This window comes from Paenibacillus sp. FSL W7-1279 (genome assembly GCF_037969845.1).
Lineage (GTDB): Bacteria > Bacillota > Bacilli > Paenibacillales > Paenibacillaceae > Paenibacillus_AQ.
In genome coordinates this window covers 1,611,355-1,631,767 of record NZ_CP150215.1, presented here as the reverse complement: position 1 = coordinate 1,631,767, position 20,413 = coordinate 1,611,355, and the positions used below count along the sequence as shown (strand labels likewise).

At 52.6% G+C, this 20,413-nt stretch carries 13 protein-coding genes; 5 read left to right on the top strand and 8 right to left on the bottom strand.

Going from position 1 to position 20,413, the window contains the following annotated elements; translation table 11 throughout:
* Positions 1 to 196 precede the first annotated feature (196 nt).
* Both MKY82_RS06880 and MKY82_RS06875 read left to right on the top strand, forming a co-directional pair.
* Positions 197 to 679: a PH domain-containing protein gene (locus tag MKY82_RS06880; RefSeq protein ID WP_339295791.1), complete on the top strand. Its 483-nt coding sequence runs from the start codon at positions 197 to 199 to the stop codon at positions 677 to 679.
* Positions 672 to 2,348 (top strand): PH domain-containing protein, encoded by a 1,677-nt coding sequence (locus MKY82_RS06875; protein ID WP_339295790.1) that lies wholly within the window; start codon positions 672 to 674, stop codon positions 2,346 to 2,348. The genes MKY82_RS06880 and MKY82_RS06875 overlap by 8 nt, the downstream gene beginning before the upstream one ends.
* Here the strand turns inward: MKY82_RS06875 and MKY82_RS06870 are convergent.
* The 6 genes from MKY82_RS06870 to MKY82_RS06845 all read right to left on the bottom strand — a co-directional run bounded on the left by MKY82_RS06870 (position 2,343) and on the right by MKY82_RS06845 (position 15,708).
* Positions 2,343 to 2,981, bottom strand: coding sequence for a TVP38/TMEM64 family protein (locus MKY82_RS06870; protein ID WP_339222282.1), 639 nt, complete (start codon positions 2,979 to 2,981; stop codon positions 2,343 to 2,345). The genes MKY82_RS06875 and MKY82_RS06870 overlap by 6 nt on opposite strands.
* Before the next feature lie 185 nt (positions 2,982 to 3,166).
* A complete protein-coding gene (locus MKY82_RS06865; RefSeq protein WP_339222280.1) occupies positions 3,167 to 6,103 on the bottom strand; it encodes a family 10 glycosylhydrolase in 2,937 nt (978 codons plus the stop codon).
* A gap of 334 nt (positions 6,104 to 6,437) precedes the next feature.
* The gene (locus MKY82_RS06860; RefSeq protein ID WP_220686281.1) at positions 6,438 to 7,433 is read right to left on the bottom strand and encodes a Gfo/Idh/MocA family oxidoreductase; all 996 of its coding nucleotides are present in this window, start codon (positions 7,431 to 7,433) and stop codon (positions 6,438 to 6,440) included.
* A gap of 38 nt (positions 7,434 to 7,471) precedes the next feature.
* Positions 7,472 to 7,798 (bottom strand): antibiotic biosynthesis monooxygenase, encoded by a 327-nt coding sequence (locus tag MKY82_RS06855; protein ID WP_339222277.1) that lies wholly within the window; start codon positions 7,796 to 7,798, stop codon positions 7,472 to 7,474.
* Positions 7,799 to 8,036: 238 nt separating this feature from the next.
* A complete protein-coding gene (locus MKY82_RS06850) occupies positions 8,037 to 14,141 on the bottom strand; it encodes a phosphodiester glycosidase family protein (RefSeq protein ID WP_339295789.1) in 6,105 nt (2,034 codons plus the stop codon).
* A gap of 472 nt (positions 14,142 to 14,613) precedes the next feature.
* Positions 14,614 to 15,708, bottom strand: coding sequence for a CapA family protein (locus MKY82_RS06845; protein ID WP_339295788.1), 1,095 nt, complete (start codon positions 15,706 to 15,708; stop codon positions 14,614 to 14,616).
* A 332-nt stretch (positions 15,709 to 16,040) separates the two neighbouring features.
* Here MKY82_RS06845 and MKY82_RS06840 point away from each other — a divergent pair, with 332 nt between their 5' ends.
* Genes MKY82_RS06840 through MKY82_RS06830 form a run of 3 tightly spaced genes read left to right on the top strand, consistent with a single transcriptional unit; the run spans position 16,041 to position 17,688 of the window.
* Positions 16,041 to 16,523: an Lrp/AsnC family transcriptional regulator gene (locus MKY82_RS06840; protein WP_194541309.1), complete on the top strand. Its 483-nt coding sequence runs from the start codon at positions 16,041 to 16,043 to the stop codon at positions 16,521 to 16,523.
* 53 nt (positions 16,524 to 16,576) lie between these two features.
* Entirely contained in the window at positions 16,577 to 17,146 is a 570-nt protein-coding gene (locus MKY82_RS06835) for a chromate transporter (RefSeq protein ID WP_339296645.1), read from the top strand.
* Positions 17,146 to 17,688 carry a chromate transporter gene (locus MKY82_RS06830; RefSeq protein ID WP_339295787.1) on the top strand — a complete coding sequence of 181 codons (543 nt, stop codon included), beginning with the start codon at positions 17,146 to 17,148 and terminating at the stop codon, positions 17,686 to 17,688. Before MKY82_RS06835 ends, MKY82_RS06830 begins: the two co-directional genes overlap by 1 nt.
* A 611-nt stretch (positions 17,689 to 18,299) precedes the next feature.
* On the opposite strand, the gene MKY82_RS06825 is transcribed toward MKY82_RS06830, so the two are convergent.
* A complete protein-coding gene (locus tag MKY82_RS06825) occupies positions 18,300 to 18,671 on the bottom strand; it encodes a Rieske (2Fe-2S) protein (protein WP_220687502.1) in 372 nt (123 codons plus the stop codon).
* A gap of 666 nt (positions 18,672 to 19,337) precedes the next feature.
* Positions 19,338 to 20,393 (bottom strand): amidohydrolase family protein, encoded by a 1,056-nt coding sequence (locus tag MKY82_RS06820; RefSeq protein WP_220686284.1) that lies wholly within the window; start codon positions 20,391 to 20,393, stop codon positions 19,338 to 19,340.
* Positions 20,394 to 20,413: the final 20 nt, after the last annotated feature.

Below are 20,413 nucleotides of genomic sequence, written 5' to 3'. Positions count from 1 at the left end.
TCAAGCTTAACAGATTCGGCATATGTTCATGCAACCGTTAGGTCAGGTTCAATTGCTCGTTAGCCCGTTATGCTACAATGATAAGCACGGCAAGCAAGTCGGAAGACGGGATGAAACGAATCCTTCCCGAGCAACGTAGACATACATATAAATGCACGGACTGTTCGAATCTTAAACATCAAGGAGGAACATACATATGGACAATCGGCTTGACGCTATGCGCAGATGTCACCCGGACTCCGTAACGATCTCCCGCATCACGGGTTTCATTACGGATGGAGTGATCCTGCTCGCTGCTGCAGCTTATCTGATCATCGCCGCTATATTCGGGTGGACCCTGATACCGGGCTGGATCACCATCGGACTGCTGGTTCTCGGAGCCTGGTTTACTTGGGCCGTGCCCTCTTTCACCTACAAACAATTCGGCTTCAAGGTAAGCGAGGAAGAGTTGGAGCTTCGCTCCGGCTGGATCTGGCTCAGTGACACCCTTGTCCCGATGACGCGTGTACAGCATGTGGAGCTTGAGCGGGGGCCGCTCCTTCGTAAATATGGTCTAGCCAAGGTAAAGGTCGTTACCGCCGCAACGACTCATGTTATTCAGGCGCTCAAGCTGGAAGAGGCAGAGGAACTGAAAAAACAGATCGGCGAGCTGGCTAAAGTGGTGGATCACGATGAATGAACCGACAAGACTGCACCGGCTGTTCATCCTGTTCCCGCTCGTAGGCAGCGTAAAATCGCTCATTCCCATCGCCGCTCTCGTATCCATCAAATTCCTTAACGGAAAATCGCTGCGCGATATCCCCTGGTATTGGCTGTCCGCCGTCATCGCCATCCTGGTCTCGCTTCTGCTTCTGTACGGGTATCTGAAGTGGAAACGCTTCGTCTATACGTTAGAAGAGGACAAAATCCTCATCCGTCGCGGCGTTCTGTTTCGTGAGGAGTTGTCCATCTATACAGGCCGCATTCATTCCATGAATTTGGAGCAGCCTTTGTTGCAGCGAATACTGGGACTCACCCAGGTCCGAATCGAAACGCCGGGCAAAACGGAAGGCGGCGGCATACTGCCTGCCATCACCAATAGCGAAGGCGAACGGCTGCAGCGCTGGCTGCGCGAGCAAACCCGAACAAGGCAGACGGAACGGGAGGTTCGCCAAGCTCATGAAAGTTCCGACCCATCCGATCAGAGCTTTCCCGCTCCGAGCGAGAGGGCAGCTGTTCAAGCGTCGGAAACCCGAGAGAATCACGAATCCATTCAACCGTCGAATCAGAACATGGCATACGGAAGCGATCCATTGACGGGTTCCGATTTCGGCGCTACTGCCGGGAGAGATACCGCAGACGATCCTGGGACGGCAGAGGAAGAACGCAGCACGCTGCTCCAGCTATCCTCGGGACGCCTGCTCATTGCCGCGCTCTCCTCGCCCAACCTGTCTCTGGCTTTAGCCTTTGTAGGCGGTATTTTATCTTTTGCCGATGACCTGCTCCCGGATCAAATGTACCAATCGCTGTTTCAATCGGCAGGGAAGCTGCTGCCCGGGAGCTGGATCAGCATTGCCGCTGTGGCGTTCATCATATCCTGGCTGCTCTCCGCCGTGCTCTACACGATCAAATATGCGGGATTTACCGTCGAGCGCATCGGGAAACAAATCTCGGTCAGCTGCGGTCTGCTGGAGAGAAAAAGACTGCTCTTCTCTCCCGAACGAGTGCTGGCCATTACCGTGAAAGAAGGCGTATTCCGGCGCTGGTTCGGTTACGCTGAAGTGAAGGTTCATGTGCTTACGTCCGAGTCCGACAAGCATTTCATGCTTCATCCTCTACTGAAGATCGTAGATATTCCAGCGCTGCTGGATCGGGTCACGCCTCAATTCAGCGCTCAGCCTATTACCGCTTCGCCGCCGCCCCGCGCAAAATGGATGTACCTGCGGTGGAAGCTGGCTTTTGCCGCGATCGTTAGCGGCGCATGCATTTGGTATTTTGACAAACTCGGTTTGTTATCGCTTCTGCTCCTCCCGCTCTCGTTAGCTTGGGGACTCCTTTCGCACCGGGATTCCGGACTTAATGTAACGGACAAACAGCTGACGATCCGCAGCCGTTTCATTGCGATGTCCACCAGGTATATACGCCGACCGCAGATTATCGCCATGGAGGTCAGCGGCACCCGCAGACAGCGAAGAAGAGGACTCCTGTCTCTGCAGGTGAAGATGATATTCAGCGAGATCAACGAAAGCTTAAACGGCATGGATCAGCGAGAGATCGAGGCGGTTCGGGCTTGGTTCCAAAAGAAAAAGGGCGAGACCTCCGCATCTGCAGAACGGAGTGGTCCCGCCTCATCCATTGAGCAATTATAACCGTTTGCCCTCCGTTCTTCCCGAACGGCCAAAGCCTGACAACCGGTAAACCAGCAGGGTTATCCCGAGAAATACGCCGTATACCCCAATGGTTATCATGATGTGGGAAGGGTCGGTCATCAGATGATCGCCTACCATCGAGAACAGCAGCATCGCAGGGATCTTGCCTAGCGCGGACGCGATGCTGTAAGATGAGAACGTTACCTTGCTGAGAGCCGCGTACACATTGATGACAATGGAAGGAATAAACGGGATCAACCGGGTAAACAGGATGGTCATAAAGGCGTTCCGTTCGAACATCGTTGTCACTTTTCCCAGCCTGTTATAACGGTAAAGCACCCGGTCGCCCCATTCCTGAAACCCGTATCGGATGAATATAAACATGAGGATGGAAGCAGCGGTAGAGCCGACCCAAGTGACGATTCCACCGATAACCGGCCCGAGGGCGGCACCGATTACGCCTCCTACCACCGGATAAGGGATCACCGGAAACAAGGCCATGATGACAGCCATGAACATGATCAGCGTCATACTGTCTGTCGATCGAATCCAGACCAATATGGTATCTCCATAAAAATACACAAGACCACCTATGGCGGCGTAAACCAATGCCATTCCTAATTTCTTGAACATACACCACACTCCAGGTCGTAATGCACCTATTGTATCACGCAGCATGTCCATTGGAACAAACGCAAAAGGGACGCCCCAAGGCTATAAGCCGGGGTGTCCCTTTACCTGATGCGGGCCAGTCCGCTCTCTAAAGCGACTTCTTACTTAGGGAAGTAAACCAACCGTTAACCAGTAAGGATGTAAACTCACGGTTTGTTCGGTTTCCCCGGTGGGTTCACCGGAGGCTTTCCAGGCTTACCATGATGTTTCACTTTCACCGTGACCGGTTTGCTTGCGGCACTCTCGTTATGCAGACGATCGACAGCCGTCACAACATACGTGTAAGTTTGTCCCCCCGCTGCGGTATGATCAACAAAGAATTGCGTCTTATCGGCGGTTTTTCGGAGAGTTCCTAACAAATGCGACGGATCTTGAACACTGCCGGAGCCTCTGCCATCAAAACGATAGACCGCATAATACGTCTCGTCATCTGTCGACTTCCAGCTTAGCTTCACACCATCCTGCTCGTGATCAGCCTTGGGCTTCTTGGGCGCTGTCGGCGCTTCCGAATCGATCCAAGGCATCGCCGGAATCAATGCCGGATATCGATACAGATCGTTCTTCAGTCTGTCGGTAAATCCGAGCGCATTATCCTTAAACCATTTGGAACTGAAGTACATGCTGCCCCGGACTTCCTCAAAGTTGCGGTTGTAATGGATCTGGTTCGGCATCTCTTCGGGATTGGACCAATCGGCATTCGACCCGATTTTGTATACGGCTTGTCCGCTGTATAGATGAACATTCCTGCCGGACACAATCGCGCTCCACCAATCGATCAGCTTATCGTAAGCGGCAGCGGAATAACCGATATTCCAATAAATCTGAGGCGTGATATAATCGATCCACTCTTCTTCAACCCATTTCTTCGAGTCGGCATAGATGGCATTGTAACTCTCGAGACCATTGGTTTCAGAGCCGGTCGGATCGCTGGATTTATTTTTCCAGATACCAAACGGGCTGATGCCGAATTTCACGTAGCTCTTCTCGGCCTTGATAGCTTCGTTCACCTTCTGAATGAATTGATTGACGTTATTTCTTCTCCAGTCGCCCTTATTCGTAAAAGAGCCTTTGTACTGGTTAAAGGTGTCCGTATCCGGGAAATCCACGCCGGTTACGGGATACGGGTAGAAGTAATCGTCAAAATGCACGGCGTCGATGTCGTAATTCCGAACGACCTCCATAATCCCGTCGATGATAAACTGCTGTGCCTCCGGTATCCCCGGGTTGAAATACAGCTTGCCGCCATAAACTTCGACCCACTCCGGATGCTGCCTGGCCGGGTGGTCTGCCACAAGTTTGTTGACATCTCCTTGAAGACTGATGCGGTATGGATTAAACCAGGCATGAAACTCCATGTTCCGCTTGTGGACTTCCTCCAGCAGGAATGCCAGCGGATCGTACCCTGGATCCTTGCCCTGAACTCCCGTCAGCCATTCTGACCATGGCCCGTAGTTGGACGGGTAGAATGCATCCGCCGTCGGCTTGATCTGCATAATGACCGCGTTCATCCCCGCATCCTCCAGCTGATCAAGCAGGCTGATAAACTGCTGTTTCTGCTGATCCGGATCGGTGACTCCTTTGGCGGGCCAGTCAATATTGTCGACGGTTGCAATCCAGGCGGCTCTCATCTCGGTTTTCGGATGCTCGGCGGCTTTATTCACCGTAATGTAGAGTGAGCTGGTCTTTCCTTGGAATGTGGCTGTTACTCTAGCGGAACCTATTTTCAAGCCGGATACCACTCCTTTATCGTCGACAGCGGCTACACTCGGATTACTGCTGGTAAACGTAACACCTTCCGTTATGATCACCGGCTCCTCCATCCAGGAGTAGGTTGCGGACACCGCCGTCTCGAAGGAGTCTCCAACCGTAACCGCTGTAAGACCTTGAAGTTCGATGCTCTGCAGAACCGGAACCGGGTCCGTCACCGTAATGGCATGCTGTGCGGTTACTCCGCGGTACATTGCTGTAATGCCTGCCGTTCCCGCAGAAACTGCGGTCAATTGACCAGCTTGATCTACCGATACAACGCCCGGTTGATCGCTTGCATAACTAATTCCTTCAGTCAGCCATACAGGATCCGTCTGGTTTCCGTAGACGGAGTAAACCACGCTGGTTCTCATTTTTCCGGTAAGACTGGTCTCCATATGCAGCGGCCCGGATAACAGCAATTCTCCAGGGGCTGGCACATCCTGCGTAATATGAAGCTCATACTGAGATTTTGGCGCATCTCCGTATTCAGCCGTTATGGTTACCGTTCCCGGCGCCATTGCTTCAATGGTGTCGTATGTAGCGCCTGTCACCGTAGCGATGTTGTCGTCACTGCTGGTGAGTTTCACGCCGGTTGTTAATAATGCAGGTTCCGTTTGTCCTTCATAGGTTGCATATACTTGGGGTTTCACCGTTTCTCCAACGCCCATGGGCGTCAGCCCGCCAATGTCGAGCCCGTACACCTGGGAACCCGTATAGAATGCGGACAGCCTGTCGAAGTATACGGTGCCTTTGTTTTTATTCGTATCTTTTAATTCGGTGATATAGATTTGATTCACTTTGAGAGGAGCCTTGATGGTAGAGGGAACGTTAAATTTGACGTATTTCCATCCCTTCCAGCTAAAACCGGAGGTAGACGTTAAATCCACGGCATGCTTGCCGCCGGAGGAATCCTGAAGCTGGGCCCGGAGCCAATGGTTCCCGCCATCGCCGTAAACCCATAAACCGAGGGCAGTCGGTGAACCGGGGACGCTTCTGCCGGTAGAACCGTCCGGGTCTTTGAAGTTGAGATATGCTGCCGAGGTGCCGGATTCGCTGCCCACAAAATCATAAGTTAGAGCTGCAGCGTGATGTCCGTAATAGATTGGCTCCGGCCTCCCCACTACATCCAGCTGGGCCTTTCCCCTTGCGGAGGATGCAAACAAATTTGTTACCGATTCAAAATCTTCCATAACGACCGCCCCTGGTACTCCGGTGCTTGCGTACTCATCAACGGAATTACCCCAAGCAGAAACAGCCGAGCTGAACATCACGGCTAACGCCAGCGTCACGGATAGGATCGACTTACTTCGATAGACACGCCTTTTGATTATCATTCACGAATTCACTCCCTTTAGTATGAGTGCTTGCTATCCAAACTGAAGTCCAATTCCAAGCGAAATCGGCTGCAGCTCACCTCCTGTCGATCTGCTGGAGTAGATGTTCGTGATGGTCTGTACATACATGTTCATCTCTATCTCTATCATATTGAAATTTTATTTCAAATTTCAATAGTTTTAATAAAATATAATTTTATAAATCAGGCAGGAATTTAAGCTGCCCATGCCGTAGCAAACACAAAAAAGAAGCCAACACGGGACAATCCCCCGTATCGGCTTCATAATTCATTCAGTTCACGTATTCAAAAAGTCCGATAATTAGCGTCACGGCTTAACCTTCCGAAGGATACTTCAGGCCCCACTGCCCCCGGATCTGATCCAGCAGCCTCATAATCGCAAGCGACTCATCAAGCGGCATCACGTCGCTCTCCAGCCGCCCTTCCAGCAGACACTGCCCCACTTCGTAAGCCTCGAAGCTATACCCTTTTTCCTGACGATCATCCGTAACAACCACCGGTTCCTCGCCATCAACATGAAGCGAAGCGGATGTTGCATTCAGGAAGGACGGAATGTGAATATACCCGTTTGTACCATAAATATAAGCTTCATTCGTCAATCCTAGGCGGATCGCCCCGTTTAATGAAGCGGTCTTCCCGGATTCATAAGATAGAATAACCGAGAACTGCTCATCGACGCCCGTTTCGCCGATATGCGCGGTACTCCATATCTTCTCCGGCTCGGTTCCGAAAATCATGGATGCAAACGATACCGGATAAATACCCGCATCCAGCAGCGCGCCGCCGCCAAGCTCCAAATTCAGCAAACGGCCCTGCGGATTCCAGCCGCTCCGAAAACCAAAATCGGCCTTCACGAGCCGAACGTCGCCGATAAGTCCATCGTTCAGCCATTCGCGCACCTGCCGGATCGGCGTAAGGAAACGCGTCCACATGGCCTCCATCAGGAACAGCTTCTGCTCCCGTGCAGCCGCCACTAATTCCTCCAGTTCATCCCCGTTAATCGTAAAGGGTTTCTCGCACAGGACGGCTTTGCCGGCCTGAAGACACATTAAGGCATGATCCCGGTGCAGCGGATGCGGAGTCGCTATGTACACAACGTCAATATCGGGATCCTTCACGAGTTCCTCGTAACTGCCATAAGCCCGCGGTATATCATATTTGGACGCAAACTCACCTGCACTGCTCGCCGTACGTGAGCCTACGGCCACAAACTGAGCGTTCTCCACATACGCCAGATCGGCTGCAAACTGCTCCGCAATCCAGCCTGTCCCCATAATTCCCCATCTGATCTTGCCCGGATTCTGCATCATCATTATTCCTCCCCATCCTCTTCCTTGATTGGCCTTGCCTAAAGCTTGTAGAAGCTATCCCTCTCCACCTTGCAAATTCGCAAGCCAAAGCTTTCATACCACTCGTTCTTGCCCCGTTCCTGTGCTACCTGATGTGCGGCATTTTCCTTCCATAAACGAATGGCCTCCAGGGAATCCCAGTACGATACCGTGATCCCGAGACCCTCATCCCGAGCAGACTCCACCCCCAAATAGCCGGGCTGCTGCGCTGCGAGCTCTGCCATTTTATCGGCCATCGCCCCATAACCCCGGTCACCCTCTGTACGCTTGGACACAAAAATGCAGGCATAATACGGCGGCTTCGGCGTGTTCGCGTATTCCGTCATCCTCTTCCCCTCTTCCCCTCTTCCCGGTTACCAGATTAGCCATTACTCCGATTTACATTCACTCATTGACCATGTAATCATTATATCGGAACTTCCGCCATTCTTTAACCTGTAAGAAAAATGTCTTTCGACGTATATGCCATGAAGGTAGACCGCGGTTAGTCTAAAAAAAGAAACCGCCTCTCTTCCACTGTGATGGTCTACAGGAGAAGAGAAGCGGTATTCTGCCTTCTAGAATTTACTTCAGCTTATTCAGCAGATTATAAATGACCTGCGCGCTTTCCGCACGCGTGGTCAGGCCATCCGGTTCAAAGCGGCTCGGCGTATGGCCCTGAACAAAACCGAGGGCATGCGCGGTTTCTACCGCTTCCCGAACCCAGTCCGGGGACTCGGCGAGATCGGTAAATCCGCTTCCCGCGCTGATGCTCTCCTGCTGCAGTTTCATCGCGTGGGCATAAGCACGCACCAGCATCGCCGCCATTTCCTGGCGCTTGATCGGTGCGTCGGGCGTAAAGCTGTCTTTGCCGGTTCCGTTCACGATGCCGGACTGGGCAGCTGCTGACACGGCCTTGGCGTACCATTTGCTTGAATCCACATCGGCAAACGGTGCAGGTCCTTCTGCCTTAAGATCCAGCAGACGAACCAGCATCGCGGCAAATTCAGCCCGGGTCACTTGCTGGGCCGGTGCGAAGCGGTCCGCGCTGACGCCTTCGATAAGCTGCTTCGCAGCCAAATCGCCGATAACTTCCGCAGCCCAGAACGAAGATGGAACATCCGCAAAAGTTTTCTCGTAATCCAGCAAACCATAAGCGCTGAAATGGCGGATTCCCGCGGCCATGCGGCCGTCTTTGTTTACACCGCCGATATACTCCAGCTCTCCGCTGCCGGATAAATAGTACATGGAGATTCTTTTGCCATTAACATCTGAAGTTAACGGCAGTTCTAACATGATCGGATGATCGAATTCCGTTAAGCTGTGAACTTTGCCATCCGCTGTCGTTAATTGAAGCTGGAACTCCAGCATGGCTCCGGCTGCTGTCAGCTTAGCGCCGGAGACGCGGGCAGCTTGCGTGATTCGCTCCTTCATCTCCGCATCCGATAACGTGGAGGCACTCAGTTTTATCGCGCCATTCTCAAGCTGCCCAGCATTTGCAAGACCGCCCAGCTGACGAAGCACTTCGGCCGGTATCGTTAGGGACAAATTCTTCGCTTCGAGACGGATTGAACCATCCTTGAGTATGTCTGCTGCATTCCCTGGCAGCGTGATATCCGTAAAGTTTCCGTCCACCGACAAGATCACTTGCCCGTTCGACAGTTTAGCTGCAAGCTCGCTGGCCGATAGGGTGATGCTGCCTGACGGTGGTCTAACAGGCGGCGTTACCGGCGGTGTTACCGGCGGCGTTACTGGAGGCGTAACCGGTGGTGTTACCGGCGGCTGCACGGGCGGGTCTACCGGCGGCTCCGGTCCCGGATCAGGATTCCCCCCGCCACGGGCGACTACTCTCAAAGCGTACTCCGATTTGAATCCTTCGTAGGTTGCCGAAATAACGGTCGCCCCTACCGCCAAAGCCCGTACCGAGCCCTGTTCATCAATGGAAGCTACGTCCGTCTTACTGCTCGCATAGGTAATGCCTTCGATTAAACGGATATGGCTGCCGTCGGTATAAACCGCCTCCGTAACCGTCTTATCCGTGTCCCCGATCTTCAGCTCGGATTTGCCGCTTAAGCGTATCGATTCGATGCTGCCGTTCGGAATTCGATCTACCGTAATGCTCACGTCTGTATAGACATCCGATGCCACCGTGCTGGTCGCTCTTACGACCGCATGGCCCAGCCCTTGAGCCGTCACAATGCCGTCCTCGGAGACGCTGACGACATGATCCGACGGTTCGGAATGATATACGGACCATACCACGGTTCGTTCAGCTCGGCTCGGCTTCACCGCAGCCTGCAATTCGTGACTTTCGCCAGCTGCGAGCGTCAGCTCGTCAGATTTTACAACAATCTGTTCCGGATTCGGCTTCGTCAGCGTAAACTCATCCACGACGCGTCCGCCAAGCGTTTTGGTTACAAAATGAAGCGCGTCTCCCTTCACTTCCACGGAGGCGTACATCTGGGTCTTCTCTTCGTCGACCACCTCATGCCAGCCGCGCTCCGTGTGGGAGTAAAATTTAGGACCTGATGACCCCGCCACGACGTAGGTCGTGCCCTCGCCGTCCGCAACAATCTGGTTATCCATCATCGGGTAGGAACGAATATAAATATGATCATGTCCGTTTAACACGAGATCCACGCCGAATTCCTCCAGCAGCGGCGCCCACAGGCTGCGTACCTCGGCGGAGTCGTAAATGCTGCCGTACGGCCCGCGATGGAACATCGCAACGGTCCATTTCTTTGTGTTGTTGGCCAGATCCTGCTGGAGCCACTTCTTCTGCTCCTCCAGCTGATACTCGCTGTTCAGCATAATGAAATGAACGTCTTTGTAATCAAAAGAGAAGTTCGTTCCCTTCAAGCTGTCCAAGCCATTGCCAGGTTGGTTAAAGTGAGCCAGGAAGTCCCCGTTTTCCTTGGTCCCCATCACTTCATGGTTGCCGATGGCCGACACTAACGTTGTATTCAGGAAATGCTTCTGGGCTTCATCGAACCAATAGTTCCACTGCTCCTCCAGGAAGCCCTTGTCCACCATATCCCCGGCATGGACCATGAATTCGGCGTCCGGATGCTCGGCTGCCGCCTTGTCGATCGTATTCCCCCACAGCTCGAACTCTTTGGCGGTGGATGCCTGGGAATCCGCAAAGTACAAGAATTTCGTTGTATCTCCCGCGAGTTCCGTCGTTTTAAACGAGCCTTGGGCACTGTAATGACCTTGGCCGTCACCGACACGGTACACATACTCTGTGCCTGGCTCAAGACCGGCCGCCGTCGCTTTATGGACGCGGACCGTGCCGAGATCCAAGGTATGGTACAGCTCGCTGGCACCATTGAACTTCTGGACGTTTGGCGCATCGAAATCCGTAAATTCGGACCGCTTGGCCAATTCCACGACAGTCCCTTCCGTCGCCGGGTCCGTGTGCCAGTTCAGCATCCGCGACGTGGTTGGATCTTCGCCCATACCCACGCTGATGTTGAACGGAGTAGGACTTCCAGCCAGCGGCGATACCTTAAACTCCAAGGCCGGACTATATTGATTTCCTTTCACTGCCTGCAAGGTATACGTCTTGACCTGGGACGTCAGCGACCCGGTCTTCAGGATACCCGCCGCATCCGTTATGCCCACCGCTGCCGCGTCTGCTAAGATCTGTACGCCTTCCACAGGCTGACCTTGGGCATCGGTCACTTTAAACTCGGTTTCATAACCCTGCACCGTTCCCTCCTCATTCCATCTCAGCGCATAATGCGTGGCGATCTGCGATTCCATCGGAAGACCGTAGAACGAGAACTCAGTATTGCCCGTATCGATGAAGGATACCGCCCCGGACGTAAGCGAAATGATGCTGCTGCCGGTTGCGTTCTTTTTCACGTCATACCGGATTTGGCCGATCCAATCCGTATCCTGCAGGGATGCGGTATGAATATCCTTCCAAGTCACTCTCACCTTTCCTGTTGAACCGTCAATGCTTGCGCTAACCTGGGATGCACTCAGCTTATCCCCCGGTATGAGCTCCAGATTCTCCACTTTGGTGGGATCGAATTGGAAATCGACATGGCCGCTGCGGATTTGGGATGTTTTCACACCTCCGATATCCAGCGTGTAACTGCCGCCAACATAGATCGTATCCGGCGTATTGTATACCACTTTGGCTGCACCGGTATTTACGGTAAAGTTCCATTCATGGGTCGTTTGGTTGCCCGACAGATCACGGACGGTGACTTTCGCCTGATGAACGCCATCGGCGAGTGGAACATTCGGCGTGTAATGGATTCTTCCTTCCGGCGGATAAAGGGTATGCTGCACCAGACTTCCATCCAGATAGAATCGGATTTTGTCCGAATCGATCAGCGTCGTTCCCGGGTGCGCGACAGGATCATAGCCTGCATCTTCGGCATACACGGTAATGGTCGGCGTGTTCTCTGTAATCTCCGCACCGTCGGCCGGCGAGAATTTCTTCAGAACCGGCGGATCGATATCGTCGTTGGCCGGACCGTACAATGCCCGAATTTCGTCCACGTAGATGGCACCAGCGTCTTTTTTTGCAGCCTGGGTTTCCATGTAACGAACAGGCATATCCATCACCAGCGGAAGGGTTCTTCCTTTGGGTACGGACGCTTCGAGATACTTCCATCCCTTGAAATCGACGCCGGTTGTCTGATCGGTAAAATCGAGCGGGATCGCGCCCTTGCTGTCACGCAGTTGGGCACGGAGCCAGTGCGCATTGCCGTCCCCATAGACCCACATGCTGATTTTCTCCGGATAGCCCGGAATTTCAATATTGTCTGTCGTTCCGTTGGTCTGCAGATAAGCGCCGGAGGTGCCTGTCATTCCGGTAAAATCATACTCCAGCTTCAACGCTCCATTCCCCGAACGAATGTAGGTTTCATCGGTTTCAATGGATACCTTGGTCGATTTGAACTGCGCACCGGCGCTCGGTTTATAACGGCTAAGGCCGTTCTCGAAATCTTCGAGCATGACCGGCGGAAGACCGACGTTCACTTCGATTGAGGTCTCGATTTGACCGTACTTCACGAAAATTTTGCCGCTGACGTCCTGCTTGTCCGTAGCGGTAAACGTCCCGTTGCCGTCAATCGTCCCGATATCGCCTTCAGAACGCCACTCTAAACGGCTATTGTCGGCCTGTACCACTTGACCATTGCGAAGCGCCGTGACCTTGAGCGTCTCGGTCGAGCCGGAAGAGAATGTCTTCACCGCGTCCGAGAACTTGAGCTCGTTCAGCTCATCAACAACTTCCAATGCGGCTTTTCCCGTCAGATTACCGGATTGTACGGATACCTCGGTCAATCCAGGTTGGTTGCCTGCCTTAAACGTCCCGGTGGCGTCGATTGTCCCATAGGCTGGGTCAACGCTCCAAACCGCGGCCTCCGTCATATTCGCCGGATGCAGATTCTGATCCACGGCCGCCGTTTTGAAGGTAGCGGATGAACCAGTCAGCACTCTTTCCAGCGTCGGTGTAACGACAAGTTTATTCGCTGCTCCTTCTGGCGCCTTGTTCACCAGTAAAATGCCGTTGGCCGTTTTGCGTTCCCCGCCGTCCGACGGCGAGTTGAGCACTTTGCGCTCCGTTTCTCCCGGCAGGCGGGCAACGAAGGTGGCCGAACCGCCTCCGTCCAAATTCAGTGCGTTCACTACGCCAAGCTCCTTCAGCATTTCACCAAGCTCGATGTAATTAAGCCCTTCACTGAACCCCGGCTGGCGGCCATCAACCTCGAACAGCACAACGGAGCCGTCCGCTTTGCTGCCCACCACCGTTCTCGGGTGTACAGCCGGATCGGTATGCTGCTGCACGACGCCATCCTTGACCAGCATCACGGTACCGCCAATCGCCATCGTGACGTCCCGCCATTCGTTATCCAGCTGAAAACTCGCCGTCACTTCATCCCCGGCCTTCAACCCGGCAAGCTTGTTCCGCTGCGAGCCCGAAGCGGACAGAACCACTTGACCTTGGCCAATCGGCGAGTTCCCCTGGTCCTTAAGAACGGAAGCCACCTTCATCGTCAAGGTCTCCCCGCTGGCGGCCCTGCCGCTTACGATATCCAGAATGACCTCGTCGCCAAGATTATTGGTCATCGTGGTGGCATTGAATTTTTCGGTATAAAGGACAAGTGCGTCCGTCCCTCTTAGACGGTTAATGGAGGAGAGGCTGCTGACCGTTCCGCCTATCGTCACGTTTTTCGTTAATTTCGGACTGCCGTACAGGCTCGTTCCGTCCTGCTTAATGCCAAAGGCGTTCCGGCCGCTGGGCGGATCCGTCAACAGCTCCCCGTCCCCCATGAACAATCCGAGCGGAATGCCGGTGGACATATCATAGAAATCTCCGTTTACCGCCGCGATGACGCGATTGCCTGCCTTGTCGGCATCGGACGCCATTTTGCTGACTCCCTGCATGCCGTATACCTTGCCGTCCGTGAGTCCCGGCTGAAGCTCCAGATTCCCCTGCGTTGGGTTGAACTCCACCATATGGACCTTCTGCTCGCCGCTGCCCTTTTGCATATTCGCCCAAGTATATGTAGCCCCCGGCCCGATCTCCATCTGCCGCATATCAATGACCGATGTAGCGGCGGCCGCTGGGTCGCTTGCAGCAGCTTGTCCTGCGGGAAACAGCAGCGATAGAAACATCACACCGCTGAGCAGCGCTGATATTCTCTTTTTGCTCCTTAACATGTACATGAATTCCTCCTTCTCTGTGCTTGGACTCTGGTTCCTCTCGGTTGTAAGTCCGCTCATGAACGAAAGACCTACTCGGGAGTATAACGCTGGCTTGTTAATTCCACCTCCGATCTGTGTTAAGACGAAGTTAACTCTGCCGCTATCGGCTTTACATTCAGTCATTAGCTGGAAGGGCTGCAAAAAAGTATGCTGCCGATCCGTAATTACCGCTCCGGGCGACCGAAATTAACTCGTCTTCTCTCTCTTCATCATATTGAAATTTTATTTCAATTTACAATATATTTTGTAAAATTTTATTTTATTTTTTAGCAGGAATTTGCGACTGAATGACGTAAGCGGAGCTTTTTGTCGAATGCGGGGAATAAAAACAAACGCCTTTCTGCCAGTTTCCGACTTATTTTTAAGATGAACTTCCAACCGCACACAAAAAACAACCGCAGCATATAGCCGCAGTTGTTTTTAACATTTCCTATTATTTTTTGCTGACGTTGCCGTTGGCATCAATCTTTGCATTGTAGGAGAGTTTGTTCAGTTTCGCGATAATCTCTTTGTTGTACTTCTTGTCCATCAGATTCGGTTGGCCTTGAATAATCTTCACCGGCGTAACCCGGCTCGTGATCTTGGAGCCCTGAATCTCAACATGCACCATCATCGACAGCAAGGTTTTATCCCCGCCCCGAGTCGAGCGGTTGAACACGAAGTTCCCGAGCGAATAATAAATCGGCTTGTTCTTGTAATATTCGATGCCCATCAACGTATGGCTGTGCGATCCAATAATGATGTCGGCACCGGCGTCGATCATCTTCTTCGCCATCGTGCGCGCATATTCTTCCGGATAGTCAGCGAATTCCTCGTTCCAGTGGATGTACACGATTGTGTAATCATTTGTTTTTGCCGATTTCTTGATATGGTTCAGCATCGGCTCCATCGTGTAAGCGGAAGCAGCGCCCGGATGGTTCTTGCCCGCGATCCAGGAATTGTCTGACAGCACCCGGCTGACGCCCAGCACCGCAATTTTCTTTCCGTCAATGCTCTTCACGTAAGGCTGGAAGGCCTCGTCAATATTTCGCCCCGCTCCGGTGTATCCGATCTTCTGGCGCTTCAGATGGGTAATCGTGTCCAGCATGGCCTGCTGGCCATAGTCCAGAATGTGGTTGTTCGCCAGCGTTACGCCGTCGATTCCCGCGTATACCAAGCCCTTAAGCGTGTCCGGCTTCGAACGGAAGGCAAAGGTTTTATCCGCAGCCTTGCCGCGAATGGAGACCGGCGTCTCCAGGTTGGCAAATGCCATATCCGCCTCTTTCAAGATGGGGGCCACCTTCTTAAACGGGTATAGGTTCCCGAATCTATCAATCTGGTTCCCCACGTATCCGTCTAACAGAATATCACCTACAAAAACAAGATCTATCGGTTTACTCTTCGACTTGGCTTGAGTGCTTGTACCCGCTTTATCATTAGTCTCCTGGACCTTGCTCTGAGTCTCTTTACCATCCGTGCCTGCCGCCGAGACCAAACTCGCCGGAATGAGCATAACAATAACCAGAATGAGGTAAAATAATCTCTTCATATACATGCCGCCTTTCCAAATAAGAACTTCTAAGAAGCTAGTCATTTACCATGTTTATCCTATCATAATTTGATAGAAAAGGGTATTTATATCAAACGAACCATTTAATAGAATCCAGCCTGGATGCTAACCAGTCAGCTCTTTCAGCACTACCCATAGCCTTAGACTTGAAATGCCGAGAAAAAGTTTCAATATTCGCAAATTATATTGAAAACATCGTAATTTGCTTATATATTTAAACGTATCGTAAGTGTACATTGAATATTAATTACGTTTTGTAATAATTACATGAGGAAATTCTACATATAAGTAAACAAAAGGAGCTGCAACCCATGAATATTCACGCTGCCGGCGAGAACTCATCTCTCATGATTGATGATACGGACCGCAAAATCATTGCGATCCTCGGCAAGAACGGGCGAATCTCGTACACGGATTTGGCCAAGGAGATCGGATTGTCCCGCGTTGCCGTACAGGCCAGGGTCAATGCGCTGCTCGATGAAGGCGTCATTGAGCGCTTCGCGGCCGTCATTAATCCGGAGAAAGTGGGAATTTCGGTGTCCGCTTTTTTTAATGTGGAGGTGGAGCCCAAATATTTGCAGCAGGTGGCGGATACTTTGGAGAACGAGCCGTATGTAACAAGCCTGTATCATATGACCGGTCCAAGTAAACTGCATATGCACGGACTTTTTACCGATCATAAGGAAATGGAAATGTTTTTAAATGAGAAGCTTTACCCGCTCCCGGGCATTACGAGTGTGGACACGCAGATCTTGATCAAGCGCTATAAAAGCCGAATGGGCATCCGACTCTAACTCTCTCGACAGAAAGGACTCATACCTTGCCTGATAAAACTAGCAACCCATACATGGAATTAATGTTCGGCATGTTCCGAACCGGCATACTCGGCTACGGCGGCGGACCTTCGGTTATTCCGTTGATCCGTCACGAGGCCGTCGTTCGTTACCACTGGCTCAGCGACGATGAATTCGGGGAGGTGCTCGCGCTGGCCAACGCGCTCCCGGGCCCGATTGCCACGAAGATGGCCGCCTATCTCGGTTACCGGAAAAAAGGGGTGCTTGGTGCTATAGCTGCCGTTCTCGCGCATATCCTGCCAACCAGCATTGCGATGATCGCGCTGCTGTCGGCCGTGACATTCCTCAGCAGCTCCAAAGTGGTGGCGGGCATGATTGCCGGCGTTACGCCGGTCATTGCCGTCATGCTGGGCACGATGGCTTACGAATTCGGCGAGAAGGCCCTAAAGGGACTTGGCATTTACGCCGGGATCGGATTTTTCGTGGTGTCGTTTCTCCTGCTGGAGCGTTTCCAGCTCCATCCGGCCCTCGTCATTATGCTGTTCCTTGCTTATGGCACCGTGCATTTTAGAACCGTAGCCAAACTCAAAAAACAAAGACGGGATAAGGAGGGGTCCGCCTGATGGAAGAATGGCTGCAGCTGCTGGTCAGCTTTTTTGTCTCCAACGTTCTCGGGTATGGCGGCGGCCCCGCTTCGATCCCCCTCATGTATAAGGAAATTGTCACGAATCACGGCTGGCTGACCGACCCGGAATTCTCCAACATGCTTGCCCTTGGCAACGCTCTTCCCGGACCGATCGCCACCAAAATTGCCGCTTTTGTCGGGTATGGCGTATCCGGCTGGATGGGCATGACTCTCGCCCTCGCGGCGACGGTCATCCCTTCCGCGGTAGCGCTCATCTGGCTGCTGAATATGCTGCAGAAATACCGCACGTCGCCCGTGGTCAAAGGCATGACCCTGCTGGTCCAGCCGGTCATCGCCATCATGATGCTGACCCTGACGTGGCAGATCGGCCAAAGCTCCGTCATCTCCATCGGCCTCCTGCAATCCCTCGGCATCGCCGCCGTCGCCTTCTGGGCCATGAACATCCGCAAGATCCACCCGGCGCTGGTGATCCTGGCCGCGTTTGCTTACGGGGGCTTGGTGTTGTCGCAGGTGGTGTGAGGGGGATTGAGTAACAACAGTAACCCGTTCTCTAAAATCGCCCTGACCAAAAGAGCGAGTATGAGGGACTCACTCCACCATACTCGCTCTTTTTTCAATCGAGAGCCATCCAAGCCGATACCGGACTACGCACCGTGCCTATGACCCCGCTTAGACGAACAGTGCAATGAGCAGCAGTTCACTGTGAACCGGACGTCCAAAAAATATGATCGCCATATGGTCGACAGCCATCCAAGCATGCCCCGAACCACGCATCGTGCGCACAGGGAGCAGTGCGCACGATGTACAAATATCATTCAATATGTCCCTAAGTCCTCTTGCTCTATGGTCGTGAGGACTTTCTAACGGACTCAGAATACCTTATTTTGTACAAAATAGCCCTTTGGGTAGCTTTAGCGGACACAGAGGATCTTATTTGCTGTTTTTATTGATATTGGCACCCATAATTCGCACAATAACGGATCTGGAGTCCGGTACATTGTAAATAATCGAGTTTTGATCTTAAATAACGGATCTAGGGTCCGTTAAAAGCTGACACAAGAAACTTGAGTCCCCATGGGTAGTACTGGTACCTTCAGCCCCATTAATTACATCCCATTAATTACACCTCTTCAACTCCCCGCCTGCTTCCTCCCCATCACCACCCCGATCTTGCCCTCATGGACCTCCACCTTATACTTCTTCACCCGGATGCGGTCGCTAAACAGCGACTTGCCGGTCTGCAGGTCGAACTCCCACCCATGCCAGGGACAGCGGACAATTTCGCCTGCCCGGCCGTATTCGTAGTCGTATACTTCCGAAGGAAGCGTCGTACCGGAGACCAGTCCTGCGCAGATTGGCGCCCCCTGATGCGGGCAGTAGTTCAGAATCGCATGGTACTCGCCGTTGACCCGATAGATGCCGATTTCGCGTCCCTCTATGTTCACGACCGCGTGCCAGCCCTCCGGAACGTCCTCCTCCGCCAGCACGTAATGTACCGCCATACATGCCACCTCCTTGCCTATGAGCCCAGCTTTGTAGGGTTTGGCTTTGAGTTTGCTTTGAGTTTGGCTTTGACTTTAGTTCAACTATTTTTTTGCCTTTGTTTTCGACCTTCTTCTTTCGCCTTTGGTTCAACTTTGTTTTGTGTTTTCGACCTTCTTCTTTCGCCTCTGGTTCAACTTTGTTTTTGTGTTTTCGACCTTCTTCTTTCGCCTTTGGTTCAACTTTGTTTTAGTGTTTTCGACCTTGTTCTTTCGCCATTGGTTCAACTTTGTTTTTGTGTTTTCGACCTTCTTCTTTCGCCTTTGGTTCAACTTTGTTTTTGTGTTTTCGACCTTCTTCTTTCGCCTCTGGTTCAACTTTGCTTTGAATTTAGTTCAACTTTGTTTTTGCCTTTTTCTTTTCGCCTTTGTTTTGCCCTTGTTTTCGACTTTCTCTCGCCTTTGGTTCATCTTTCGTTTTTCTCTGGCTCATCTTTCGTTTGCCTTTCGTTGGTCTTTGGCTCATCTTTGGCTCGTCTTTCGTTGGTCTTTGACCCGTCTGTGGTCTGACTTTGCTTTACCCATACCCCAGCTTCAATTGTTCAAGCAAGCTTTCATACGGACCGTTCATCCGTTCATCCATTTATCCATTTATCCATTCATCCATTAATCCATTCACTCATTCCCTCAATCCAACCTGTACAGCTGCTTCGCATTCTCGTAAAAAATCTTCCGCCTTGCCTCCGGCTTCAGCCCCCGTAAAATGTGGCTCGGCGAGTCGAAGTCCCAGTGCGGGTAGTCGCTGGAATAGAGCAGCATGTTCTCGGCATCAATCATGTTGAAGAGATCGATGAGGTGCTGCGGATTGTCCGGCTCCTCAATCGGCTGCGTCGATAAGTAGCAGTGATCCCGGATGTACTCGCTCGGCATTCTCGTCAGCCAGGGCACGGTTGCGCGCAGCGCCTTGTAGTTTTTGTCCAGCCGCCACATCAGGCCCGGCAGCCAGGCCACTCCGCCTTCAACCAGAACGACCTTGAGGTTCGGATACTTTACGAACACGCCCTCGCATACCATGCTCACCAGATGTGCCATGAACATCTGGGAGAGGCAGGTATGCCACTCAATGTAGCGGGTCGGGTAGCCGGCAGCGGTGGGAGCCGTCGAGCTCCCGCCGCCTTCCGCTCCCGGGTGGATCGCGACCGGAAGGCCGTTCCGCTCCGCCGCTTCGTAGATCGGGTGATAGTGGCGCTGACCCAGCGGCGACCTCGCCGCGCTGGAGATCATCACCTCCACGATATCCGGATGACCGCCGATCCGGTCGATCTCGCGTGCCGCCAGCAGCGGATCCTGGGTGGCTACCGCCATTGCGCCTTTGAATGCTTTATGTTTGCCGAGCCACTCGGCGATCAGATAATCGTTATATGCCGAGCATATCGCGGCCGCGTAATCCGGATCATGCGTGGAAGAGATATTGTAGACGACACCCGTCAGCACGGCATAATCCAGATTGTAGCCTTCGATCAGCTGCTTGATCATATAATCGGGATCGGAGCCGGCTTTGCCTCCACCCGGAGGGATCGAGTCTTTTTTCATCACGCCGATCGGCGAGTAGTACCCTGAGCCTGCATAACCGATGCCGGATGTCGCTACCCGGGAGCGCCAGGGCTCCTGCAGATATGGCAGAAGCGCCCTGTCGTCCTGTTCGTTATGAACGTCGACATCGATGATTTTCTTATCGTCCATTGCCTGATTCCTCCATTCCA